The organism is Cellulosimicrobium sp. KWT-B (assembly GCF_002127155.1).
GTDB lineage: Bacteria > Actinomycetota > Actinomycetes > Actinomycetales > Cellulomonadaceae > Cellulosimicrobium > Cellulosimicrobium funkei.
The window spans coordinates 252,390-273,604 of the sequence record NZ_NEDO01000003.1; the positions used below are offsets into that span (position 1 = coordinate 252,390).

Below are 21,215 nucleotides of genomic sequence, written 5' to 3' on the forward strand. Positions count from 1 at the left end.
AGAGCCCCCTTGCTCAGCGGGTAGGGGCGGCGGCGTCGAGCACGCGCAGCGCCCCGGGGACGACGTCGACGCGCAGCGGCAGCGGCCCGACGTGCTCCCCGTCGGCGAACGCGTGCGGCGGCGCGGCGCCCGCGGCGGTCGGCTCGACCGTGACCGACGTCGCGCGCACGGTCCCGACCGCGCGGTGGGCGAGGTGGCGCCCCGCGTACATGCCGGGGAAGACGCGCGCGGCGCCCCACCTCCCGAGCGGGCCCGCGACGACGACGTCCAGCAGGCCGTCGTCGGGAGCGGCGTCGGGCGCGACGCGGACCCCGCCGCCGAAGCGGGGGCTGTTCGCGACGGCGACGAGCGCGCCCGGCGACTCCCACACGAACGCCCGCCCGTCCGGGCCGCCGGCCCCGTCCGGGTGCTGCGCCGCGTCGGGCGCGGGCAGCAGGGGCGCCCCGGCGAGGACGTCCGGCACGTCGTCGCCCGCGGGCACGCCGCGCACCGTGACGCGGTACCCGTAGGGCCGGTAGCGGGTGATCTCCGTCAGGGCGGAGCGCGCGTACCGGGACCGTCCGCGCGGCCAGGTCGCGGCGTTGGCGTGCGCGTTCACCGCGGCGTCGATCCCGGCGGACAGCACGCCCGCGTACCAGCGCGCGACGGGCACGTGCTCGCCCGCGACCCGGGCGGCGTCGACCGCGCGCACGCGCGCCCCGGCGCTCGCGGCGGGCCCGAGCGCGCCCAGGAGGGCGTCGACGCAGCGGTCGGGGCGGCCGGTGGGCAGGTCGAGGGCGTGCGCGAAGTCGTTGCCGGTCCCCACGGCGACGATGCCGAGCGGCACGCCGGTGCCCGCGGTGGCGTTGACGCCGAGGTGCACCATGCCGTCGCCGCCGACGACGACGAGCGCGTCCACGCCCGCGGCCGCGCCGGTGCCGCGGACGGCGGCGTCGGCGGACTCCTGCGCGAGGGGCAGGCTGGGGGCGCTGAGGTCGAGGACGTCGTGCCCGGCCGCGGTGAGCGCCTCGGCCGTGCGTGCGCCTGCGGTGCGGCCCCGCCCGCGCCCGGCCGTCGGGTTGACGACGAGCGCGACCGTGCTCACGCGCGGCCCCCGCGCCCGGTGGGGCGCGGTCGGGGCGGGGTGCTCACAGGGCGAGCCGGGCGGCGTCGCGCTGGTCGACGCGCCGGTCGTGCAGGACGGAGATCCCGTAGGCGAGGAAGTACAGCGCGCAGATGGGCAGTGCGACGCAGAACATGGTCAGCACGTCGGGCGTGGGCGTCATGATCGCGGCGAACAGGAACGAGATCAGCACGGCCCAGCGCCACCCGGCGAGCCACGTCGCGGCGCGCACCACGCCCATCGTGTTGAGCGCGACCATGATCACGGGCACGAGGAACGCGATGCCGAACGCGAGCATGAGGCGCATGACGAACCCGAGGTACATCTGGGCGTTGATGAGGTTCGCGCTGCCGTCGGGCACGAACTCGTTGAGGAGCGCGACCGCGCGCGGCAGCATGACCCACGCGAGCGCGACGCCGGCGAGGAACAGCGGGACGGCGGCGCCGATGAACCCGAACGCGTACCGCTTCTCCTTGGACGTCAGGCCGGGCGTGATGAACGCGAAGAGCTGGTACAGCCACCACGGGCTCGACAGCAGGACGCCGAGGAACAGGGAGACCTTGACCTTCATGTCGATGGCCGTGGCGACGCCCTCGAAGTTCAGGCCCGTCAGGACGTTACGGCGCTCGGCCGCGTCGACGAGCGGCTGCTGCAGCGCCTGCAGCACCGGCTCGTACACGATCCACCCGACGACGGCACCCAGGACGATGCCGATCGCGGCGAGGAAGAGGCGCTTGCGGATCTCGACGAGATGCTCGCGCAGGGGCATGCGCCCCTCGGGGTCGCGGGGAGTGCGGGACACCGACTACGCCTTGGGGGTGTCGTCCTGCGTGGACGACGCCGTGCCCCCCGTCACGCTCGTCGCACCCGTGCCCGTCGCGCCGGTGGTGGTGCCGGTGCTCGTCGTCGCGGTGGTGCCCGACGGCGTCGTGGTCGTCGTCGTGTCGTCGTCCTCGCGCAGGTCCTTGACCTCCTTCTTGAAGATCTTCAGCGACTGGCCGACGGAGCGCGCCATGTCGGGGAGCCGCTTCGACCCGAAGAGCAGCAGGACCAGGAGGATGAGGACGACGATCGTCGCGGGGTGACGAAGGATGTTCACGGCGGGAACCTACTACCTACTCGTGGGTGGCCAGGGGCGACGTTGCTCTTCGCGCCATCATAGGTCACGGTCCTTGCGCCCCGAGGCGTCGCCCGAGCGCCGCGCACGGTCGGGACGGGTGCCCGTCAGGCGTTGAACCGCCGCCAGCGGGACCACACCTGCTCGTCGCGGCGGCGCCGCAGCACGCGCCGCTCCTCGCGGTCCGCGCGCAGCACGTCCACCCGGGCGCGCAGCTCGACCGGGTCGTCGAACAGCGTCGGCGCCGTGGAGGGCTGCGCCTCCTGCTGGGCGCGCGCCAGCTCGTCCGCCCGCGCACCGAGGTCCGCCGCGACCTGCGACGCGCGCGACAGCTCGCGCCCCAGGCCCTTGACGGAGCGCCACAGGCGCCGCGCGAGGAAGAACGCGCCCACGAGCGTGCCCACGACGAGCAGCGTCCAGACCCAGAACCACATGCCGCCCACCCTAACCAGCGGCGCGGTCGTGGCCCGACGGGTCGCCACCCGGAACGTCGGCGGGCAGGTGGGCGTACGCGGCCAGGGCGGCGCTCGCGGCCTCGCGCACGTCCTGCGCGACGGCGGCCGGCTCGACGGCCAGGACGTGGCGGGCGCGCTCGGTGAGGAGCTGGCGCAGCCACACAGGGTTGGTGACGCGCAGCCGCACCTCGAACGCGCCGCCCGGCAGGTTGCGCACCGACTCCACGGGGACCTGCTCGGCCACGGCGCGCGCAGGGCTGGCGAACGTGATGGTCGCGAGGGGCGCGTCGCCGGTGGGCGTGAAGTCCACGTCGGGGTCGACGTCGTGCCCCTCCACGGCCTGGTCGAGCTCGGTCGCGGCCAGGATGCGGTCGACGCGGAACGTGCGCCGCCCGCGGGCCCGGTGGCACCACGCGAGCAGGTAGGCGTGCTCGTCCTGGGTGTGCAGGGACACGGGGTCGACCTCGCGCTCGGACTCCTCGTCCGCGGCGGTGACGTACCGGATGCGCAGCCGGTGGCCCGCGACGAGCGCGCTCGTGATGGCCGCGACCACGCGCGGGTCGCCCTCGGGTGCCAGCTGCACGTCGAGCGCCGCCGCGGCCTCCCCGGTCGCGTCGGTCAGCTTGCGCAGCACCGACTCCACGACGCCCGCACGCTCCGGGTCGGCCTGCACGGCCGCCGTCTCGCGCATCGCGCGCAGCGCCGCGATGAGCGCGACCGCCTCGCGCGTGCCGAGGCGCAGCGGACGGGTCATGCCGCGGGCCTCGGTGAGGCGCACGACGCCGCGCTCGATCGAGTCCGCGTCGAAGTCGATGAGGTCGTCGGGCCAGTACCCGGGCGTGCCCGACACCCACAGGGCGTCGACGTCGTCCAGGACCTGGCGCTCGCTGACGCCGAAGTGCCGCGCGAGCTCGCCCACCGGCACCGGGCCCGCCCCGTCGAGGTACGCCACGATGCCCAGCAGGCGCACCAGCCGGTCGTCCGCGCGCTCAGCCACGCTCCACCTCCGCCTGTCCGCCGCCGTCGGCCGGGCCCGTCGCCAACGCTGCCGCGTCGCGCAGCCGCCGCACGACCGCCTCGCGCAGGTCCGGCGGGCCCAGCACCAGCACCGCGTCCCCGTACCCCACGACCTCGTCCGCCATCGCGTACCGCACGTCGTACGCCACCTCGATCACGTCGCGGCCCGCGCCGTCGCCCGCGCGCGCGTCCGGCACCGAGCCCACGACCGTGCCGCGCGCCCGCAGCGCCCCCGCGCGCTCGGGCACCACCGCGAGGCGCGCCAGCCCGCCCGCGTCGCGCGTGCCCAGCGCCGCGTCCACGTCCACGTGCGCCGGCACCTCGAACGCGTCCCGCGGCCCCGACGCCCGCACCCGGCCCTCCACCCGGCTCAGCCGGTAGGACCGCGGCGCACCCCGGTCCAGGTCCAGGCCCACCAGGTACCAGCCGCCGCGCCGCGCCGCGATGCGCCACGGCTGCACCCGGCGCGGCCGCACCTCGCCCGTGCTCGCCGCCCGGTACGTGAACGACACCACGCGCCGCGCCGAGATCGCGTCCATGAGCGTCGCGTACGCGTCCCCCACCGCCCGCACCCGCGGCGCCAGACCCGCCACGACGTCCATCGCGGTCTCCCCCGCGCCCGCCGCCCGCAGCTTCGTCAGCGCCCGGGAGATGTCCGTCCGCAGCGTCTTGTCCTGCCAGAACTGCGCCGCCAGCGCCAGCACCCCGAGCTCCGCCGGCGTGAGGTCCACCGCCGGCAGCGCGTACGCGTCCTGGTCGATCCGGTACCCCACCTCGTCCGCGTGCCCGCCCGCGTCCACCGTGACGATCGGGATACCGAGGTCGCGCAACGTGTCCTTGTCCCGCTCGAACATCCGTTCGAACGCGTCGGGCGAGGGGGCGTCCCCGTACCCCGCCACGCTCGACCGGATCTGCTGCTTCGTCATCGACGCGTTCGTGTTCACCAACGCGATCACCAGGTTCAGCAGACGCGCCGCAGGGTTCGTCGACGAACCCCCCGACGACGACGCGACGGAGGGCGCGGAGGCAGCAGTGGGCTCGGACATCGGCACCACGCTAGTCGGTCGATAGGGTGTGCCGCGTGATCACGTGGCGGACCGCGACCGTGGTGTCGCACGCGAAGGCCTGGACCGGAGCCCAAGAGCTCAACGTCAAGCTCCACACACCCCTGCCCGGACGGCCCGACGACCCTCACGCCACCGTGCGCGCCCTCGCCTACACCCAGCTCGTCGGCACCCCCCACCCCGGCGACCACGTCCTCCTCAACGTCTCCGCCCTCGCCCGCGGCCTCGGCACCGGCGGCTACGCCCTCGTCGTCGGCCCCGCCCAGCCCGCCACCCCCCTCCCGCCCGACCCCACCCCCGGACCCGGCCACCTCGTCAAGGCCCGCTACACCCCCCTGCAAGCCCTCGTCCTCGGCGTCGACGAGCAGGAGTCCCCCCACCACGACACCCTGCGCGACGCCGACGACCTCGCCCACACCCCCGTCGTCGTCGCCGACCTCCACTCCGCCCTGCCCGCCGTCGTCGCCGGCGCCCGCCACGCCGCGGCGCTCGCAGGCCGCCCCACCCCCCGCATCGCCTACGTCATGACCGACGGCGGCGCCCTGCCCGCCGCGTTCTCCCGCACCATCGCCACCCTGCGCGACACCGGCTGGATCGACACCTGCATCACCGTCGGCCAAGCCTTCGGCGGCGACCTCGAAGCCGTCACCGTCCACACCGGCCTCCTCGCCGCCCACCACGTCACCGGCGCCGACCTCGTCGTCATCGCCCAAGGACCCGGCAACCTCGGCACCGGCACCCGCTGGGGCTTCTCCGGCGTCGCCGCCGGCGAAGCCCTCAACGCCGTCGCCACCCTCCGCGGCCGACCCGTCGCCTCCCTGCGCGTCTCCGGCGCCGACCCCCGCGACCGCCACCTCGGCATCTCCCACCACTCCCTCACCGCCTACGGCCGCGTCGCCCTCGCCCCCAGCGACCTCCCCCTGCCCGTCCCCACCCCCGACATCGAGAACCTCCCCGGCTGGGGCCCCGACCTCACCGCCCGCATCACCCACCAGGCCCACACCCTCGCCGCCCCCACCGGCCGCCACCACCCCGTCCGCGTCCCCGCCGGACCCGACCTCCTCCACGCCCTGCACGACACCCCCGTCCGCCTGTCCACCATGGGCCGCGGACTCGACACCGACCCCGCCGCCTTCCTCACCGCCGCCGTCGCCGGCGCCCACGCCGAGTCGCTCAGACCCGCATGACCACCACGCAGGGGGACGACCACCACCACCACCGCGGGCCGGGCCCGGCCCGCTTCGCCGCCGTCACCGCCCTGGCGCTCGCCGCCGTCCTCGCCGCCGCGACCAGCGCCCCCTGGAGCTGGGACGCACCCGCCTGGCTCAGCAGCCTCGCCCGCGACCCCACCGGCCCGCCGCCCGAGAACGTGCCCCAGGAAGCCGCCACCGCACCGCAACGGATCGAGATCCCCGTCGACGCGACCGGCATGTCCTTCGACACCTACCTCCTGTGGTTCCTCGGCGCCGTCGTCCTCGTGGTCCTCGTCGTCCTCGCACGCCGCCACCTCCCACGGCTCCTCGTCCGACGACGCCACCGCGACCTCCTCCTCGCCCCACCCGGCGACACCGCACACCTCGCGCAGGACCAGGTCGTCCCCGAGCTCCGCGACGCCGTCGACCGCGTCCGCGCCCACCTGCGAACCCCCGACGCCGACCCCCACGACGCCGTCGTCGCCGCCTGGGTCGCCCTCGAGCACGCCGCCGCCCGCGCCGGCACCCAACGAGACCCCGCCCAGACCCCCACCGAGTTCACCACCGCCGTCCTCACCAGCACACCCGCCGACCCCCACGCCGTCGCCACCCTGCGCCGCCTCTACCACCGCGCACGCTTCGGCGAGAACCCCCTCGGCACCACCGACCTCGACGCCGCCCGCCACGCCCTCACCCGCATCGCGACCGACCTCGGCGCCCCACCCGACACCGCCGCCCCCACCGACCACCGAGCACGACCATGAACCCCCGCGCCCGCCGGGCCCGCCTCCGCCCCACCGACCGGACCACCCTGCGCACCGCCGCCACCGTCGTCGGGCTCGGCATCCTCCTCACCACCCTCGGCGCCTCCCCCGCCCACACCCTCACCCTCACCGCCCTCGGCATCGCCGCCACCCTGCTCCGACACCGCACCGGCTACGCCGGCGACACCGTCTGGCCCCACCTCCCCACCCTCCGACGCGACGGCAACCGACGCGACGTCTCCGACCTCGGCTGGTCCGTCCTCGGACGCGACGGACGCGTCACCCCCTCCGCAGCACGCCGCATGCGCCACCTCACCGACCAGACCCTCCACCGCCACGGCACCGGACCCCTCCACGACCCCACGGCAGCACCCGACATCGCCCGCCTCCTCGGCCCCCGCGTCGCCCGCACCACCCACGACCTCACCACCACCGGACGCCTCCCCACCCCCGCCGAGCTGCGCGCCTGGCTCACCGCCCTCGACCGCCTGCCCACCACCCCGGACCGCCCCGACGAAGGGACACCCCGATGACCACCCACCCCGGCACCACGCCGCCCGCGACCCTCGACGTCCCCACCGTCGCCGCGCACGGCCACGCCGTCCTCGACGAGGTCGCCACCGCCGTCGTCGGAGCCCGCGAACCCCTCACCCTGGCGCTCGCGGCCGTCCTCGCCGGGGGCCACGTCCTGTTCGAGGACGTGCCGGGGCTCGGCAAGACGCTCGCCGCGCGCAGCCTCGCGCGCGCCCTCGGTCTCGACTTCACGCGCCTGCAGTGCACGCCCGACCTGCTGCCCTCGGACGTCACCGGCTCCTCCGTGTACGACCCCGCGACCCGGACCTTCGAGTTCCGGCCCGGGCCCGTGTTCACCGGGCTCCTGCTCGCCGACGAGATCAACCGCACCGCCCCCAAGACCCAGTCCGCGCTGCTCGAGTCCATGGCCGAGCGCCAGGTCACCGTCGAGGGCACCACGTACCCGCTGCCCCGGCCCTTCCACGTCGTCGCGACGTCGAACCCCGTCGAGCACGAGGGCACCTACCCGCTCCCGGAGGCTCAGCTCGACCGCTTCATGGTCCGGCTGTCCGTCGGGTACCCGGGCCGCGACGAGGAGCGCGAGGTCCTCGCCCGCCGCATCGCGCGCCGGCACGACGACCCCGTCGTGCGCCAGGTGGTCGACCGCGACACCGTCCTCGCCATGCAGGCCGCCGTCGAGCAGGTCGACGTCCACCCGGACGTCCTCGCCTACTGCGTCGACCTCGCCGCCGCGACCCGCACCCACCGCGACCTCGAGGTCGGCGCGTCGCCCCGCGGTTCCCAGAACCTCGCGCTCCTCGCGCGCGGCGTCGCCGTGCTCGACGGACGCGACGTCGTGCTCCCCGAGGACGTCAAGCGCGTCGCCGTCCCCGTCCTCGCGCACCGCCTCACCCTCACGCCCGGCGCCTGGGCCGCCGACCTGCGCCCCGAGGCGCTCGTCGACGACCTCCTGCGCACCGTCCCCGGACCCGCCACCGTCGGCCGGGCCGCATGACCGGCCCCGGGACGCCGGACCCCGACGCGCCGCCGCCGTGGCGCACCACCGTCCACCTCGGGGCCGGCGTCCTCCTCGGCACCACGCTCCTCGCGCTCGGCGTCCTCGTGCGCCGACCCGACGTGGCGCTCCTCGGCGTCGCGCCCCTCCTCGCCGCGGTCTGGGGCTGGACCCACCGGCCGCGAGGGCCCGTCACGCTCCGCGTCGCCCTCGACCCCGCCGCGGCTCCCGGTACCGTCACCGCGCGCACGCACGCCCACGTCCTTCCGGGCGTCGAGCTGCTGCGCCTGCGCGGCGCCGCCCCCGGCGGCCTCGTCACCGAACGCCTCGTCGACGTCACGCGCGGCTCGCGCGACCTCGCCTGGCACGCCCCGTCGGTCCGCACCGGCCCGACCGACACCCTGCGCGTCGACCTCGCCGCCTACGGGCCCGACGGCGTCGAGGAGCAGCCTCCGCACGTCGCCGCCGGGCCGCGGCGCCTCGTGCTGCCCCGCGCCACGCCGCTCGGCCGCACGCCCCTGTCCTCCCGCCTGCGCGGGCTCTCCGGTCCCCGCACCTCCGGCCGGCCCGGAGACGGGACCGAGCTCCGCGACGTCGACGCGTACCGCCCCGGTGACCGTCTGCGCCGCATCGACTGGCGCGCCACGGCCCGCCGCGCACCCGACCTCGACGCCCTGTACGTCCGCCGCACCTACGGCACGGCCGAGGCCACCGTCGTCCTCGTCGTCGACTCCCGGGACGACGTCGCCCCCGACCTCGCCACCTGGAACGGCGTCGGCGAGCAGCGCCCCGACGAGCCCACGTCCCTCGACCTCGCGCGGCACGCCGCCGCGTCCGTCGCGCACGCCGTCCTCACCGACGGCGACCGCGTCGCCCTGGACGACCTCGGTCGCCTCGCCCGGCCCGTCCGCCCCGGCGGCGGACGGCGCCACCTGCGCCGCATCCTCCACGGGATCGCCGTGGCCCGGCCCGTCGGCGACCCCACCGCGCGCCACCGACCGCCCCAGGTCCCGGCTGGCGCCGCCGTCTACCTCTTCTCCACCCTCCTCGACGACGAGGCGCCCCGCCTCGCCCACCAGTGGCACGACACGGGCCACGTGGTCGTCGTCGTCGACGTCCTCCCGCCCGTCAGCGTCGCCGACGTCGACGAGCACGTCGCCGTCGCCTGGCGCATCACCCGCCACGAGCGCGACGCCCGCATCCACGAGCTGCGCCGCCGGGGCGTCACCGTCGTCCGCTGGTACGACGGCACCGCCGACGCCGACGGCGCCCGCGGCGAGCTCGAGCTCGCCGCACGACGCCTCGACCGGCACCCCGCGGGCGCGACCCCGGGCGGTCGACCATGAGGATGCCCGCACGCCGCGAGACCGTCACCGCCGGGCCGCCGCCCCGGCTCGTCGTCGAGACGGGCCCGACGTTCCCCGCGTGGGCGGCGCGCGCCGCCCTGCTCCTCCTCGCGACCGGGTTCGCGGCCGCCGCCCTCCAGACGACCGGGCTCGCCCCGTCCTTCGTGTGGGGCGTCGCCGTCGGCCTCGGCACCGTCACCGCGTACCTCCCTGCCCCGCCTGCGCCCCACCTCCTCGTCCTCGTCGGCGGCGTCGTGCTCCTCGTGGACGGCACCGCGCCCTTCGACCCCGCCGTCTTCGCCCTCCTCCCGCTCGGGCACCTCGTGCTCCGCACCGCGTGGTGGAGCGACCACGTGCCGCCCGGAGCGCGCGCCGAGCTGCGCGCCCTCGCGCCCGACCTGCGCCGCGTCGTCGTGCTCCAGGCCGCGCTGCTCGTCGTCGCGCTCGCCGTGCGGTCGGTCTCTCTGGCCGACGTCTCGTCCGGGGTCGCGGCGGCGCTCGGCGGCCTCGCCGTGCTCGGCGTCGTCCTGCTCGTGCGGCCGCGGGACTGAGCACTCGTCCTGCGAGGACCGCGCCCCGGCACCACGATGGACGCAGACGGCACCCGAGCCGTCGTCCCGCCGCCGTCCCGGCGCGCGTCACCGACCCCGAGGAGGCAACCCATGGCTGCTCGTTCCGACCTGCCGAAGTACACGGTCCCGTCGCTCACCCCCGAGGAAGGGGCCCAGGTCGCCGGGATCCTCCAGGAGCGGCTGCACGCGCTCAACGACCTGCAGCTCACGCTCAAGCACATCCACTGGAACGTCGTCGGCCCGCACTTCATCGCGGTCCACGAGATGATCGACCCCCAGGTCGACGCCGTCCGCGCCATGGTCGACGCGACCGCCGAGCGCATCGCGACCCTCGGCGTCTCCCCGCAGGGCACGCCCGGCGCGCTCGTCGCCGCCCGCACCTGGGAGGACTACTCCCTGGGCCGCGCCTCGACGATCGCGCACCTCGGCGCCCTCGACGAGGTGTACGTCGGCGTCATCACGGCCCACCGCGAGGCCGCTGCCGCGACCGAGGAGCTCGACGACGTCACCAACGACCTGCTCATCGGGCACCTGCACGACCTCGAGCTCTTCCACTGGTTCGTCCGCGCGCACCTCGAGTCGACGGGCGGCGACCTCTCCACCGAGGGTGCGCGCACCGAGGCCGGCGCCGCGCGCAAGGCCGAGGAGGCGGCGGCCGGTCAGCCCTGATCCCGCTCCCCTCCACCGCCGTCGTCCCGACGGCGACCAGGCCCCGCCACGCGAGTCGTGGCGGGGCCCTCGCTTTTCGGGGCTGGTTGGTGAGCTGTTCGCGTGGGGTGCGGGTGGTGTTGACGCGCTTGGCACACTATTTATTTCCAGAGGAGCGTAAGGTCGCGGCATGACCGATCCGCACGCCGTACCGCCGCCCGTCCGCCAGCTCCGGCTCGTCGTCGAGGCGGAGGACTACGACGCCGCCCTCGCGTTCTACCGCGACGTCCTGGGCCTCCCCCAGCAGATCGCCTACGCGGACGGCGAGGACGACCGGGTGGCGATCCTCGACGTCGGGCGCGCGACGCTCGAGATCGCCTCCCCCGGGCACGTGCGGGCGATCGACGACCTGGAGGTCGGGCGTCGCGTCGCGGGGCACCTCCGGGTCGCGCTCGAGGTGGACGACGCCGGGGGCGCGACCGACCGGGCCGTCGCCGCCGGGGCGTCGCTCGTCGCCCCGCCGACGCGCACGCCCTGGGGCTCGCTCAACTCACGCCTCGACGCCCCCGCCGGCCTCCACCTCACGCTGTTCCAGGAGCTCGGCGGCGAGGAGGGCGTCCCGCCCGGCGTCGTCGCCGAGACCGGGCCCGGCGACGATCCCGCTCCCCGCCGGGGCTGACGCCTCGACCCACGCCCGCCGGACCTGCTCGAAGCGCGTCGGGAGCGGCGCCCGCACGGCCCCGTAGCGCGCGTTCGTGCGGTGCACGAACCGCCGCCACGACAGCACGAGGCCCTGCTTCGTGATGGGCAGGCCGCTGGACACCGTGACGCCGTTGTCGTGCGTGTGGTGGACCGTGAGCAGCAGCGCACGCGGCACCGACCCCTCGAGGTCCGCCGCGAGCAGCTCCCGCACCGCCATCCAGCGACGCAGCACGACGACGACGCTCGCGCTCAGCACGTGCTCGCGCACCGTGCGGTGCTTGCCGTGCGTGAGCACGACCCTCCCCTCCCCCGCGCGCTCCGTCGCCGGGCCGAGGTCGATCGCGTCGACGGTGCAGCGCAGCAGGTCGCCGTAGCGCGCGCCCGTGGCGCGCGTGAGGCCGGCGATCACCGCGAGGCGCACGGTCTCCGGCTTCGCGGCCTCGACCATCGCCTCCGTCGCCAGCAGGCGCCACACCCACTCGGCCTCGTCGAGCGTGACGGTGGGGCGCGGGTAGCGGGACGCGGCGCCGGTGCCGGTGCTGGCGTCGGCGGTCGCGCGGCCCGCCGTGTCCGGGCTGGTGGGTGACGTGGCGTCGTCGGGCATGGGTGGACCCTACCGCTTGGCACACTTTTTGCGTCGAGAGCGACTGGCGGGCGTGTCGCCGCCAGGCCTGCCGGGCTCCCTGACCACCGAATTGAATACGTATGCAGAATGCTGCATACTCGTGCCCATGTCCAAGGTTCTCACCTCCCTGCCCGTGGGAGAGCGCGTCGGGATCGCGTTCTCCGGGGGCCTCGACACGTCCGTCGCCGTCGCGTGGATGCGCGACAAGGGCGCGGTGCCGTGCACCTACACCGCCGACATCGGCCAGTACGACGAGCCCGACATCGGCTCCGTGCCCGGTCGCGCGACCGCCTACGGCGCCGAGATCGCGCGCCTCGTGGACTGCCGCGCCGCGCTCGTCGAGGAGGGTCTGGCCGCGCTCGCGTGCGGCGCGTTCCACATCCGCTCCGGCGGACGCGCGTACTTCAACACCACTCCCCTGGGCCGCGCGGTCACGGGCACGCTCCTCGTCCGCGCGATGCAGGAGGACGACGTCCAGATCTGGGGCGACGGGTCGACCTTCAAGGGCAACGACATCGAGCGGTTCTACCGCTACGGGCTGCTCGCCAACCCGCACCTGCGCATCTACAAGCCGTGGCTCGACGCGGACTTCGTCGCGGAGCTCGGCGGGCGCAAGGAGATGTCCGAGTGGCTGCTGGCCCACGACCTGCCGTACCGGGACAGCACCGAGAAGGCGTACTCCACGGACGCGAACATCTGGGGCGCGACGCACGAGGCGAAGACGCTCGAGCACCTCGACACCGGCATCGAGACCGTCGACCCGATCATGGGCGTGCGGTTCTGGGACCCCGCGGTCGAGATCGCGACCGAGGACGTGACGATCGGCTTCGTCCAGGGCCGTCCGGTGACGATCAACGGGGAAGAGTTCGAGTCGGCCGTCGCGCTGGTCCAGGAGGCCAACGCGATCGGCGGCCGCCACGGGCTCGGCATGTCCGACCAGATCGAGAACCGCATCATCGAGGCCAAGAGCCGCGGCATCTACGAGGCCCCCGGCATGGCGCTCCTGCACGCCGCGTACGAGCGCCTGGTCAACGCGATCCACAACGAGGACACCCTCGCGCAGTACCACGCGGAGGGCCGCCGCCTCGGCCGCCTCATGTACGAGGGCCGGTGGCTCGACCCGCAGGCGCTCATGATCCGCGAGTCGCTGCAGCGCTGGGTGAGCACCGCCGTCACCGGCGAGGTCACGCTGCGCCTGCGCCGCGGCGAGGACTACTCGATCCTCGACACCACCGGGCCCGCGTTCAGCTACCACCCGGACAAGCTGTCGATGGAGCGCACCGAGGACTCCGCGTTCGGCCCGATGGACCGGATCGGCCAGCTCACCATGCGCAACCTCGACATCGCCGACTCGCGGGCCAAGCTCGAGCAGTACGCCGGCATCGGCATCGTCGGCACCACGCACGCCGCGCTCATCGGCGCCGTGCAGGCCTCCACCGAGCTCATCGGCGCGATGCCCGAGGGCGGCGCCGAGGTCATCGCGTCGCGCGGCATGGCCGAGGGCGACGACGCGCTCCTCGACCGCGCCGCGATGGAGTCCGGCACGGACTGACCGTCACGACGCCCGTCGACGGCGCCCGGGTCGACGACCGACCCGGGCGCCGTCGCGGCTAGGCTCGCAGGGTGAGCGCGGGCACCGGGGAGCTGTGGGGGACGATCGCCGGACCCGTCGACCACGAGCTGGTCGTCAAGAAGTCCCGCTTCCTCGCGCACCTCTCCCCCGTCCCGTCCGTCGCCGCGGCCGACGCCGTCGTCGCGCGCGTGCGCAAGGAGCACTGGGACGCGCGCCACCACTGCGTCGCGCTCGTCGTCGGCCCGCACGCCGACCAGCAGCGCTCCACCGACGACGGCGAGCCCTCCGGCACCGCCGGCATCCCCATGCTCGAGGTCTTGCGGCACAGCCACGTGACCGACGTCGTCGCCGTCGTCACGCGGTACTTCGGCGGCGTCCTGCTCGGCGCGGGCGGCCTCGTGCGCGCGTACTCGAGCGCGGTGAGCGAGGCGCTCGACCTCGCGCGACCCGTGCGCCGCGCCGTGCTCACCGCGGTGCACGTCGACGTCCCGCACGCCGACGCCGGACGGCTCCACGGCGTCCTGCGCGACTGGTGCGACCACCACGACGGCACGCTCGAGGGCGTCGACTACGGCACAACGGCCGCGTTCACCGTCCTCGTCCCCCCGGCCGAGCTCGACCGGTTCGACGCCGACCTCGCCGCCGCGTCGTCCGGCGCCCTCGTCGCGCGCCGGGGCGACAGCCGCGTCGTCGACGTCCCCGCCTGACCGCGCCCGCACAGGAAACCCGCACACCGCGAGGTAGAGCCGTGGTCGCGCGAGGTAGAGCCGTGGTCACGCGCCCCGGGCTCTACCGCGGCCGAGCAGGGCTCTCCCTCGGCGTCAGGCGCTGACGCCGTCCGGGCCGACGACGGCGCCGTCGGGGACGCGGGCGGAGCCGCCCGGGTCGGCGAGCTCGGCCTCGCCGGTGACGGTCACGCCGGAGCCGAAGGTCCAGTCCCCGCGCACCGTGAGCGAGCGGGCTGCGCGCAGGGACGGGGTGCCGTCGTCGAACCGGGCGTCGAACGCGGCGATGGTCTTGTAGTGGGCCGGGTCGAGGTCCACGAACGGCGCGTCGGTGCGCGCGACGAACCGGTACGCGTCGTCGAGGTCGTAGACGTCGGAGCGGAGCACGAGGAGGTCGTTCGTCGTCTTCACCGGCAGGAACCGGTCGCGGCCCACCTCGATCGCGACGGCGCCGTCGAACACCTCGACCGCGGCCCCCATGGCGGACTCGATCTGCACGACCTCGGGCGACGACGGGTCGGTCGGGTCGACGGTCTTGGTGTTCTTGATGAGCGGGAGCTCGAGCACCCCGCCGGTGCGGTCGAGCTCGGTCGACAGCGCCTCGAGGTCGAACCACAGGTTGTTGGTGTTGAAGTACCGGTGCCGGCCGATGTCGGCGGCGGCGTCCTGGTCGTCGGCCGGGGTCTGCGCCGTCTCGCGCAGGACGAGGCGCCCGTCGCTGCGGCGCACGACGAGGTGGCCGCCCTTGCGGTCCGCGGGCGTGCGGCGCGCGACCTCGGCGGCGAACGGCGCCCCGCTCGCGGCGAACCAGCCGGCCATCGCGGCGTCGGGCGCGGCGCCGAGGTTGTCGGAGTTCGAGACGCTCGCGTAGCGGTACCCGGCGTCGAGCAGGGCGCGCAGCGCGCCGGACGCGTAGAGGGCGGTGTACAGGTCGCCGTGGCCGGGCGGGCACCACTCGAGCTCGGGGTCGGCGGGCCAGTCGACGGGCGTGAGGTCGCTCGCGAGGAGCTTGGGCTCGCGGTTCTGCAGGAAGTCGAGCGGGAGGTCGTCGACGGCGAGGTCGTCGTGCGGGGCGAGCGCGGCGAGCGTGTCGGCCTGCGTGCGGAACGAGTTCATGAGCAGCAGCGGCAGGGGCGCCCCGGTCGCGCGCCGCGCGGCGCGCACCTGCGCGACGATGACGTCGAGGAAGGTCAGCGGCCCGCCGTCGGGGTGCTGCGGGTCGGCGTCGCGCACGGTGAGGAGCGACTTGGCGCGGTCCATGCCCATCGAGGTCCCGAGGCCGCCGTTGAGCTTGATGACCGCCGTGCGGCGCAGCGCGTCGCGGGCGGCGTCCTCGGGCACCTCGAGCTCGTCGCGGTGCGTGACGTCGGTGAGCGGCTCGATGTCGGCCTCGGGGATCATGCCGGTCGCGCCGGACTCGAGGAGCCGGTAGAACCGGGCGAAGACGTCGATGGCGGCGGGCGCGACGCCCGCGTCGCGCATGCGGTCGGTGGACTGGCTCAGGCCCTGGCTGCTCATGCCCCGATGGTAGGGGCGCGACGCGGTCGTGGCCCGGCGCGGAGACGGCCGGACCGCGGGTGAGACAGGGCTCACAGCCCTACCGTGGGCAGATGGCGGACGTCCTGCCCGACGACGTGGCGACCTGGCTCGGGTCGTGGTTCTGGGCGCCCGGCTACGACGTCGCGCGCGAGGTGCTGCAGCGCGGCACGGCGGCGGTCCTCGTCGTCGCGTTCGTCGTCGTCGCGCGGCAGTGGCGCCCGCTGCTGGGCGAGCGTGGGCTGCTGCCCGCCGCGACGTTCGTGGCGCGCACGACGTGGCGCGACGCCCCGAGCGTGCTCCGGTGGCGGTGCTCGGACCGGTTCGTGATCGCGCTCGCGTGGGGCGGGGCGGCGCTGGCGGCGCTCCTCGTCGTGGGGGTCCCGCAGCGCGGGCCGTGGTGGCTGACGACGCTCGCCTTCCTCGTCCTGTGGGCCGTCTACCTGTCGGTGGTGAACGTCGGGCAGCGGTTCTACGGGTTCGGCTGGGAGTCGCTGCTGTGCGAGGTGACGTTCCTCGTGGGGTGGCTGGGCTCGTCCGGCGAGGGCGCCCCTCCCCCGCTGCTCGTGCTGCTCCTCGCCCGCTGGTGCCTGTTCCGGGTCGAGCTCGGCGCGGGACTCATCAAGCTCCGCGGGGACCGCGCGTGGCGGGACCTCACGGCCCTGGAGTACCACCACGAGACGCAGCCCCTCCCCGGCCCGTTCTCGTGGCACGCGCACCACCTGCCGCGGTGGTGGCACCGCGTCGAGGTGGCGGGCAACCACGTGACGCAGCTCGTCGTGCCGTTCGCGCTCTTCGCGCCGCAGCCGGTCGCGAGCGTCGCGGGCGGGGTCGTGGTGCTCACGCAGGCGTGGCTGCTCGTGACGGGGAACTTCGCGTGGCTGAACTGGCTGACGATCGTGCTCGGGCTCGGCGTCGTGAGCGACGGCGCGTGGGCCGCCGTCGGGTCGTGGCTCGTGCCGGCGCTCGGCCGCGGCGAGGAGCCGGTGCCCGACGGCGGGGCCGCCCTGGGCGGCCCGGTCGCCCTCGTCGTGGCGGTGGTCGCGGTGTCGGCGCTCCTGCTCGCCCTCGGCGTGCGCCCGGCGCGCAACCTCGTCGCGCGTCGGCAGCTCATGAACGCGAGCTTCGAGCCGTTCCGGCTCGTCAACGCGTACGGCGCGTTCGGCTCGGTCTCGCGGCGCCGCGACGAGGTCGTCGTGGAGGGGACGACGGCCCGTTCCCCCGGTCCCGACGACTGGGTCGAGTACGCGTTCCGCGGCAAGCCGGGCGACGTGGGGCGCCGCCCGCCGCAGGTCGCGCCCTACCACCTGCGGCTGGACTGGCAGATGTGGTTCCTCGCGCTCGGGTCGCCCGGCACGCGGTGGTTCGAGGTGCTGCTGCTCCGGCTCCTGGAGGCCGACCGCCCGACCCTGCGCCTGCTCGCGACGGACCCGTTCGCCGACGACCCCGACGGCCCCGCCCCGCGGTGGGTGCGGGCCCGCGTCTTCCGTTACCGGTACACGACGCGCGCCGAGCGGCGACGCACCGGCGACTGGTGGGTGCGCGAGGAGCGCGGGGCGCTCGTCGACCCGGTGGACCGCGAGCGGCTGCGGCTGCTCCTGGGCCCGCGGGCCTGAGCGGCCGGCGGGCGCGGCCGATCCCGTCCGGGGTGGCCGCGACGACGGCCCGGCAGTGTCCTACTCGAAGCGGGACGGGTCGCCCGCGCCGACGCGCACGACCTCGGGGGCGCCGTCGGAGAAGTCGACGACGGTCGTCGGCGCGCTGCCCCGCTCGCCGCCGTCGACGACCGCGTCGACGACGTGGTCGAGCTCCTCCTTGATGGCCCAGCCGTCGGTGAGCGCCTCGGTCGAGCCGGGAAGGATGAGCGAGCTCGACAGGATCGGCTCCCCGAGCGCGGCGACGATGGCCTGGGCGACGGTGTCCTCGGGGATGCGGACGCCCACGGTCTTCTTCTTGGGGTGCGCGAGGCGGCGCGGGACCTCCGACGTCGCGCGCAGGATGAAGGTGTACGGGCCCGGGGTGGCGGCCTTGATCGACCGGAACGCCGCGTTGTCGACCATGACGAAGTGGCCGAGCTGGGCGAAGTCGGCGCACACGAGCGTGAAGTGGTGCCGGTCGTCGAGGTGGCGGATGCGGCGGATGCGGTCGGCGCCCTCGCGGTCGTCCATGCGGCAGCCGAGCGCGTAGCCGGAGTCGGTCGGGTAGGCCACGAGGCCGCCGTCCTCGAGGAGGGCGACGACCTGCGCGATCGCGCGCGGCTGCGGGTTGTCGGGGTGCACGTCGAGGTAGCGGGCCATGGGGCGAGCCTAGGCCCGGGGCCGCGGTCCGGCCGCCGGGACCGCCGTCGTCGCGCGCCCCGACCCCGAGGCGGCTACCGGGGCAGGTGCGCGGAGACGCGGCGCAGCTCCGCCGGGCTCGCGTTCCCGCCCGAGCAGACGACGCCGACGCGGCGCCCGGCGAACCGGTCGGGGTCGGCGAGGACGGCGGCGAGGGCGGCGGCGCCCGCGCCCTCGGCGACGGTCCGGGCCGCGGTGAGGTAGAGCGCGGCGGCGCGGTCGATCGTGTCGTCGTCGACGAGGACGAAGTCGTCGAGGTGCTCGCGCAGGACGGCCTGGGTGAGCGCGAAGCCGGTGCCGGTGGCGAGGCCCTCGGCGCGCGAGGTGTTGGGCCGGGCGACGAGGTCGCGCGCGCGCCACGAGTCGTGCGCGGCGGGCGAGGCGGCCGACTGCACGGCGACGACCTCGAGCCCGGGGGCGATCGCCTGGGCGACGAGGCAGGCCGCGGCCGCGCCGCTCCCCCCGCCCACGGGGACGACGAGCACGTCGAGGTCCGGCGCGTCGGCGAGGAGCTCGAGGTACGCCGTCGCGACCCCGGCGACGAGGAGCGGCTCGTTCGCCGCGCTGACGAGCCGGGAGCCGTCCTCGCCCGCGAGCGCCGTGGCGTGCTCGCGGGCGTCGTCGAAGGTGGTGCCGGTGAGGACGAGGCGTGCGCCGAGGTCGCGGACGGCGTCGGCCTTGGTGGGGTTGGGGTGGGTGGGCATGACGATGGTGCAGGGGGTGGCGGTGGTGCGGGCGGCGTGGGCGACCGCCTGGGCGTGGTTGCCGGTGGAGAAGGCGGTGACGCCGTGGGCGCGCTCGTCGGGGGTGAGGCGCAGGAGGAGGTTGAGGGCGCCGCGGACCTTGAAGGCTCCGGTGGGCTGGTGGTTCTCGTGCTTGACGACGACGTGGGTGCCGGTGGCGCGGTCGAGCGCGGGGTAGGTGCGGGTGGGGGTGGGCTGGAGGTGGGTGGCGAGGAGGCGGCGGGCGTCGAGGACGTCGCGCAGGGTGGGCGGGGCGAGGTCTGCGGGGGGCATGGGTCCACGGTGCCGCGGGCCGTCTCATCGGTCCAATGCCTGTTCTGTGGGGACCGATCGACGGGATCTATGCTTCGCGCATGAGGGTGTGGACGTGGACCTGACGCGGTTGCGGGTGCTGGCGGCGGTGGCGCGCGAGGGCTCGGTGACGGGGGCGGCGCGTGCGCTGCACTACGCGCAGCCGTCGGTGAGCCATCATCTGGCGCGCCTGGAGGCGGAGGTGGGGGTGCCGCTGACGGAGCGGCACGGCCGGGGTGTGCGGCTGACGGCGGCGGGTCGGCTGCTCGCGGCGCGGGCGGAGGAGATCCTGGGGCGCGTGGGCGCGGCGCGCGAGGAGCTGGACGCTCTCGTGTCGTTGTCGGCGGGTCGGGTGCGGCTGGCGGCCTTCCCGTCCGCGTTGGCGACGCTGGTGCCCGACGTCGTGGGTCGCCTGGCGCGCGAGCACCCGGGTCTGGGCGTGGGGCTGGTGGAGGCGGAGCCGCCGGAGGCGCTGGACGCGCTGCGGCGCGGTGCGGTGGACGTGGCGCTGGTGTTCGAGCACGACCGGTCGCCCCTGGACGTGGAGGGGCTGCGCGCGGTGCCGGTGCTCGCGGAGGAGCTGTTCCTCGTGCGGGCGGGGACCGGCCCGCACCCGGGGACGCACCTCGGCACGCGCTCCGCCACGGACGGGGCCGCCGCGTCGTCCGAGGAGGGGGCGGTGGACCTCGCGCCGCTCGCGGACGCGGCGTGGATCGCGGGCTGCGAGCGGTGCCGGGCGGACCTGGTTGGCCGGTGCGAGCGGGCGGGGTTCACGCCGCGCGTCGCGTTCGAGACGGACGACTACGTCGCGGTGCAGGCGCTCGTGGCGTCGGGCGTGGGGGTGTCCCTGCTGCCCGCGCTGGCGCTGCGGGCGCACCGGGACCCGCGGGTGACGGTGCGGGCGCTGCCGGGGGCGGCGCGGCGCGTGCTCGCGGTGACGTACGGGGAGCGCCCGTCCCCGGGTGCGGCGGCCGTGGTCGAGGGTCTGGTGCGCGCGGCGGGCTGACGCCGGTCAGGCGGGCACGACGACGGCGGGCGCCGCGAGGACGAGCAGCACGACGCACACGCCCGCGACGGCCATGGAGAGCGCGAACGGGGCGCGGCTGCGCGGGCGCACGACCCCGACAGCGCCGGCGGCGAGGGCGAGCACGACGGCGACGGCGCCCAGCGCCCACGTCTCGGGGCCGGGGGGCGTGGGCGGTGCGGTCACGACGAGCGCGGACGCCGCGGCGAGCAGCACGGGCGCGAGCACGGAGCTCGCGCGGCGCCCGAGCCGGTGCGGCAGGCCGCGCACGCCCGTGGCGGCGTCGTCCTCGAGGTCGGGCAGCGTGTTCGCGACGTGCGCGCCGACGCCGAGCAGCGCCGCGGCCGCGACGGCCCACGGGGCGGGGCGGCCCTCCCCGGGGGCGGCGAGCACGACGAACACCGCGAGCAGCCCGAAGGAGACGGCGTACGGGGCCCAGGACCACCACGTGGCCTTGAGCAGCGCGTTGTACGACCACGCGACCCCGACGGCGACGATGTGCACCACCCCGGGCAGCAGCCCCGTGGCGAGGGACAGCACGACGCACGCGCCGAGCGCCACGAGCGCCGCGGCACGCAGGGTGGTCGCCGTGACGAGGCCCGTGACCACGGGCTTGTCGGCGCGGCCGACGGCGACGTCGCGGCGCGCGTCGAGCCAGTCGTTGGACCAGCCGACGGAGAGCTGGCCGGCGAGGACGGCGAGCGCGACGAGCGTCGTCGTGCGGGCGCCGGCGCCGATGCCCGCGGAGAGCGCGAGGGCGAACGCGGTGACCATCACGGTGGGTGGGAAGTGGCTCGCGACCACGAGGCCGCGCACGAGCCCTCGCGAGCGACCGGTCACCATGGCGGCAACCT

22 protein-coding genes and 1 pseudogene are annotated in these 21,215 nt (G+C 75.9%); 12 read left to right on the plus strand and 11 right to left on the minus strand.

Annotated elements, in window-relative coordinates; all coding sequences use genetic code 11:
* Positions 1-13: 13 nt before the first annotated feature.
* From B9L22_RS11050 to B9L22_RS11075, 6 genes are all read right to left on the minus strand, one after another.
* A complete protein-coding gene (locus B9L22_RS11050; protein ID WP_086150404.1) occupies positions 14-1,084 on the minus strand; it encodes a diacylglycerol kinase family protein in 1,071 nt (356 codons plus the stop codon).
* Positions 1,085-1,127: 43 nt separating this feature from the next.
* On the minus strand, positions 1,128-1,871 hold the full coding sequence (tatC, locus tag B9L22_RS11055) for a twin-arginine translocase subunit TatC (protein WP_043660075.1): 744 nt from the start codon (positions 1,869-1,871) through the stop codon (positions 1,128-1,130).
* A gap of 36 nt (positions 1,872-1,907) precedes the next feature.
* A complete protein-coding gene (tatA, locus tag B9L22_RS11060) occupies positions 1,908-2,201 on the minus strand; it encodes a Sec-independent protein translocase subunit TatA (RefSeq protein ID WP_043660072.1) in 294 nt (97 codons plus the stop codon).
* 125 nt (positions 2,202-2,326) lie between these two features.
* Positions 2,327-2,653 carry a hypothetical protein gene (locus tag B9L22_RS11065; protein ID WP_086150665.1) on the minus strand — a complete coding sequence of 109 codons (327 nt, stop codon included), beginning with the start codon at positions 2,651-2,653 and terminating at the stop codon, positions 2,327-2,329.
* 10 nt (positions 2,654-2,663) lie between these two features.
* A complete protein-coding gene (locus B9L22_RS11070) occupies positions 2,664-3,671 on the minus strand; it encodes a YafY family protein (RefSeq protein ID WP_086150405.1) in 1,008 nt (335 codons plus the stop codon).
* A complete protein-coding gene (locus B9L22_RS11075) occupies positions 3,664-4,617 on the minus strand; it encodes a YafY family protein (RefSeq protein ID WP_233140017.1) in 954 nt (317 codons plus the stop codon). The genes B9L22_RS11070 and B9L22_RS11075 overlap by 8 nt, the downstream gene beginning before the upstream one ends.
* Positions 4,618-4,772: 155 nt before the next feature.
* Here B9L22_RS11075 and B9L22_RS11080 point away from each other — a divergent pair, with 155 nt between their 5' ends.
* The 8 genes from B9L22_RS11080 (at position 4,773) to B9L22_RS11115 (ending at position 11,485) form a co-directional block, all read left to right on the plus strand.
* Positions 4,773-5,942 carry a DUF3866 family protein gene (locus B9L22_RS11080; RefSeq protein ID WP_086150406.1) on the plus strand — a complete coding sequence of 390 codons (1,170 nt, stop codon included), beginning with the start codon at positions 4,773-4,775 and terminating at the stop codon, positions 5,940-5,942.
* The gene (locus B9L22_RS11085) at positions 5,939-6,712 is read left to right on the plus strand and encodes a DUF4129 domain-containing protein (protein WP_086150407.1); all 774 of its coding nucleotides are present in this window, start codon (positions 5,939-5,941) and stop codon (positions 6,710-6,712) included. Before B9L22_RS11080 ends, B9L22_RS11085 begins: the two co-directional genes overlap by 4 nt.
* The gene (locus tag B9L22_RS11090) at positions 6,709-7,245 is read left to right on the plus strand and encodes a hypothetical protein (protein WP_086150408.1); all 537 of its coding nucleotides are present in this window, start codon (positions 6,709-6,711) and stop codon (positions 7,243-7,245) included. Before B9L22_RS11085 ends, B9L22_RS11090 begins: the two co-directional genes overlap by 4 nt.
* Entirely contained in the window at positions 7,242-8,240 is a 999-nt protein-coding gene (locus B9L22_RS11095) for a MoxR family ATPase (RefSeq protein ID WP_085387947.1), read from the plus strand. The genes B9L22_RS11090 and B9L22_RS11095 overlap by 4 nt, the downstream gene beginning before the upstream one ends.
* Positions 8,237-9,586: a DUF58 domain-containing protein gene (locus B9L22_RS11100; RefSeq protein WP_086150409.1), complete on the plus strand. Its 1,350-nt coding sequence runs from the start codon at positions 8,237-8,239 to the stop codon at positions 9,584-9,586. The genes B9L22_RS11095 and B9L22_RS11100 overlap by 4 nt, the downstream gene beginning before the upstream one ends.
* Before the next feature lie 2 nt (positions 9,587-9,588).
* On the plus strand, positions 9,589-10,137 hold the full coding sequence (locus B9L22_RS11105; protein WP_086150410.1) for a hypothetical protein: 549 nt from the start codon (positions 9,589-9,591) through the stop codon (positions 10,135-10,137).
* 111 nt (positions 10,138-10,248) lie between these two features.
* Complete coding sequence (locus B9L22_RS11110) at positions 10,249-10,827, plus strand: Dps family protein (protein ID WP_021483850.1); 579 nt, start codon at positions 10,249-10,251, stop codon at positions 10,825-10,827.
* Positions 10,828-10,996: 169 nt separating this feature from the next.
* A complete protein-coding gene (locus tag B9L22_RS11115) occupies positions 10,997-11,485 on the plus strand; it encodes a VOC family protein (RefSeq protein WP_086150411.1) in 489 nt (162 codons plus the stop codon).
* Between the two features lie 27 nt (positions 11,486-11,512).
* Here B9L22_RS11115 and B9L22_RS20750 read toward each other — a convergent pair.
* Positions 11,513-12,112: pseudogene (locus tag B9L22_RS20750) on the minus strand (hypothetical protein); the annotation flags it as partial.
* 127 nt (positions 12,113-12,239) lie between these two features.
* Here B9L22_RS20750 and argG point away from each other — a divergent pair.
* Both argG and B9L22_RS11130 read left to right on the plus strand, forming a co-directional pair.
* Positions 12,240-13,685 carry an argininosuccinate synthase gene (argG, locus tag B9L22_RS11125; RefSeq protein WP_086150413.1) on the plus strand — a complete coding sequence of 482 codons (1,446 nt, stop codon included), beginning with the start codon at positions 12,240-12,242 and terminating at the stop codon, positions 13,683-13,685.
* 71 nt (positions 13,686-13,756) lie between these two features.
* Positions 13,757-14,413 carry a YigZ family protein gene (locus B9L22_RS11130; RefSeq protein ID WP_086150414.1) on the plus strand — a complete coding sequence of 219 codons (657 nt, stop codon included), beginning with the start codon at positions 13,757-13,759 and terminating at the stop codon, positions 14,411-14,413.
* Between the two features lie 114 nt (positions 14,414-14,527).
* Here B9L22_RS11130 and B9L22_RS11135 read toward each other — a convergent pair whose 3' ends face one another.
* A complete protein-coding gene (locus tag B9L22_RS11135) occupies positions 14,528-15,949 on the minus strand; it encodes a UTP--glucose-1-phosphate uridylyltransferase (protein WP_086150415.1) in 1,422 nt (473 codons plus the stop codon).
* 92 nt (positions 15,950-16,041) lie between these two features.
* On the opposite strand from B9L22_RS11135, the gene B9L22_RS11140 reads away from it, so the two are divergent.
* The gene (locus B9L22_RS11140) at positions 16,042-17,583 is read left to right on the plus strand and encodes a lipase maturation factor family protein (protein ID WP_086150416.1); all 1,542 of its coding nucleotides are present in this window, start codon (positions 16,042-16,044) and stop codon (positions 17,581-17,583) included.
* 60 nt (positions 17,584-17,643) lie between these two features.
* On the opposite strand, the gene B9L22_RS11145 is transcribed toward B9L22_RS11140, so the two are convergent.
* A complete protein-coding gene (locus tag B9L22_RS11145) occupies positions 17,644-18,264 on the minus strand; it encodes an L-threonylcarbamoyladenylate synthase (RefSeq protein ID WP_061268434.1) in 621 nt (206 codons plus the stop codon).
* 74 nt (positions 18,265-18,338) lie between these two features.
* A complete protein-coding gene (locus tag B9L22_RS11150) occupies positions 18,339-19,319 on the minus strand; it encodes a threonine/serine dehydratase (protein WP_086150417.1) in 981 nt (326 codons plus the stop codon).
* Positions 19,320-19,413: 94 nt separating this feature from the next.
* Between B9L22_RS11150 and B9L22_RS11155 the strand changes: the two genes are divergently transcribed.
* Entirely contained in the window at positions 19,414-20,343 is a 930-nt protein-coding gene (locus tag B9L22_RS11155) for a LysR substrate-binding domain-containing protein (RefSeq protein ID WP_233140023.1), read from the plus strand.
* Between the two features lie 6 nt (positions 20,344-20,349).
* On the opposite strand, the gene B9L22_RS11160 is transcribed toward B9L22_RS11155, so the two are convergent.
* The gene (locus B9L22_RS11160; RefSeq protein ID WP_086150418.1) at positions 20,350-21,204 is read right to left on the minus strand and encodes a UbiA family prenyltransferase; all 855 of its coding nucleotides are present in this window, start codon (positions 21,202-21,204) and stop codon (positions 20,350-20,352) included.
* Positions 21,205-21,215 lie beyond the last annotated feature (11 nt).

Excerpts from the sequence above, each read along its gene's own strand:
- B9L22_RS11110 (WP_021483850.1), top strand. The coding sequence starts at position 10,249 with ATGGCTGCTCGTTCCGACCTGCCGAAGTACACGGTCCCGTCGCTCACC.
- argG (WP_086150413.1), top strand. The coding sequence starts at position 12,240 with ATGTCCAAGGTTCTCACCTCCCTGCCCGTGGGAGAGCGCGTCGGGATC.
- B9L22_RS11160 (WP_086150418.1), bottom strand. The coding sequence starts at position 21,204 with ATGGTGACCGGTCGCTCGCGAGGGCTCGTGCGCGGCCTCGTGGTCGCG.
- B9L22_RS11150 (WP_086150417.1), bottom strand. The coding sequence starts at position 19,319 with ATGCCCCCCGCAGACCTCGCCCCGCCCACCCTGCGCGACGTCCTCGAC.
- B9L22_RS11075 (WP_233140017.1), bottom strand. The coding sequence starts at position 4,617 with ATGACGAAGCAGCAGATCCGGTCGAGCGTGGCGGGGTACGGGGACGCC.
- tatC (WP_043660075.1), bottom strand. The coding sequence starts at position 1,871 with ATGCCCCTGCGCGAGCATCTCGTCGAGATCCGCAAGCGCCTCTTCCTC.
- B9L22_RS11105 (WP_086150410.1), top strand. The coding sequence starts at position 9,589 with ATGCCCGCACGCCGCGAGACCGTCACCGCCGGGCCGCCGCCCCGGCTC.
- B9L22_RS11090 (WP_086150408.1), top strand. The coding sequence starts at position 6,709 with ATGAACCCCCGCGCCCGCCGGGCCCGCCTCCGCCCCACCGACCGGACC.
- B9L22_RS11115 (WP_086150411.1), top strand. The coding sequence starts at position 10,997 with ATGACCGATCCGCACGCCGTACCGCCGCCCGTCCGCCAGCTCCGGCTC.
- B9L22_RS11095 (WP_085387947.1), top strand. The coding sequence starts at position 7,242 with ATGACCACCCACCCCGGCACCACGCCGCCCGCGACCCTCGACGTCCCC.
- B9L22_RS11065 (WP_086150665.1), bottom strand. The coding sequence starts at position 2,653 with ATGTGGTTCTGGGTCTGGACGCTGCTCGTCGTGGGCACGCTCGTGGGC.
- B9L22_RS11135 (WP_086150415.1), bottom strand. The coding sequence starts at position 15,949 with ATGAGCAGCCAGGGCCTGAGCCAGTCCACCGACCGCATGCGCGACGCG.
- B9L22_RS11145 (WP_061268434.1), bottom strand. The coding sequence starts at position 18,264 with ATGGCCCGCTACCTCGACGTGCACCCCGACAACCCGCAGCCGCGCGCG.
- B9L22_RS11100 (WP_086150409.1), top strand. The coding sequence starts at position 8,237 with ATGACCGGCCCCGGGACGCCGGACCCCGACGCGCCGCCGCCGTGGCGC.
- B9L22_RS11140 (WP_086150416.1), top strand. The coding sequence starts at position 16,042 with ATGGCGGACGTCCTGCCCGACGACGTGGCGACCTGGCTCGGGTCGTGG.
- B9L22_RS11085 (WP_086150407.1), top strand. The coding sequence starts at position 5,939 with ATGACCACCACGCAGGGGGACGACCACCACCACCACCGCGGGCCGGGC.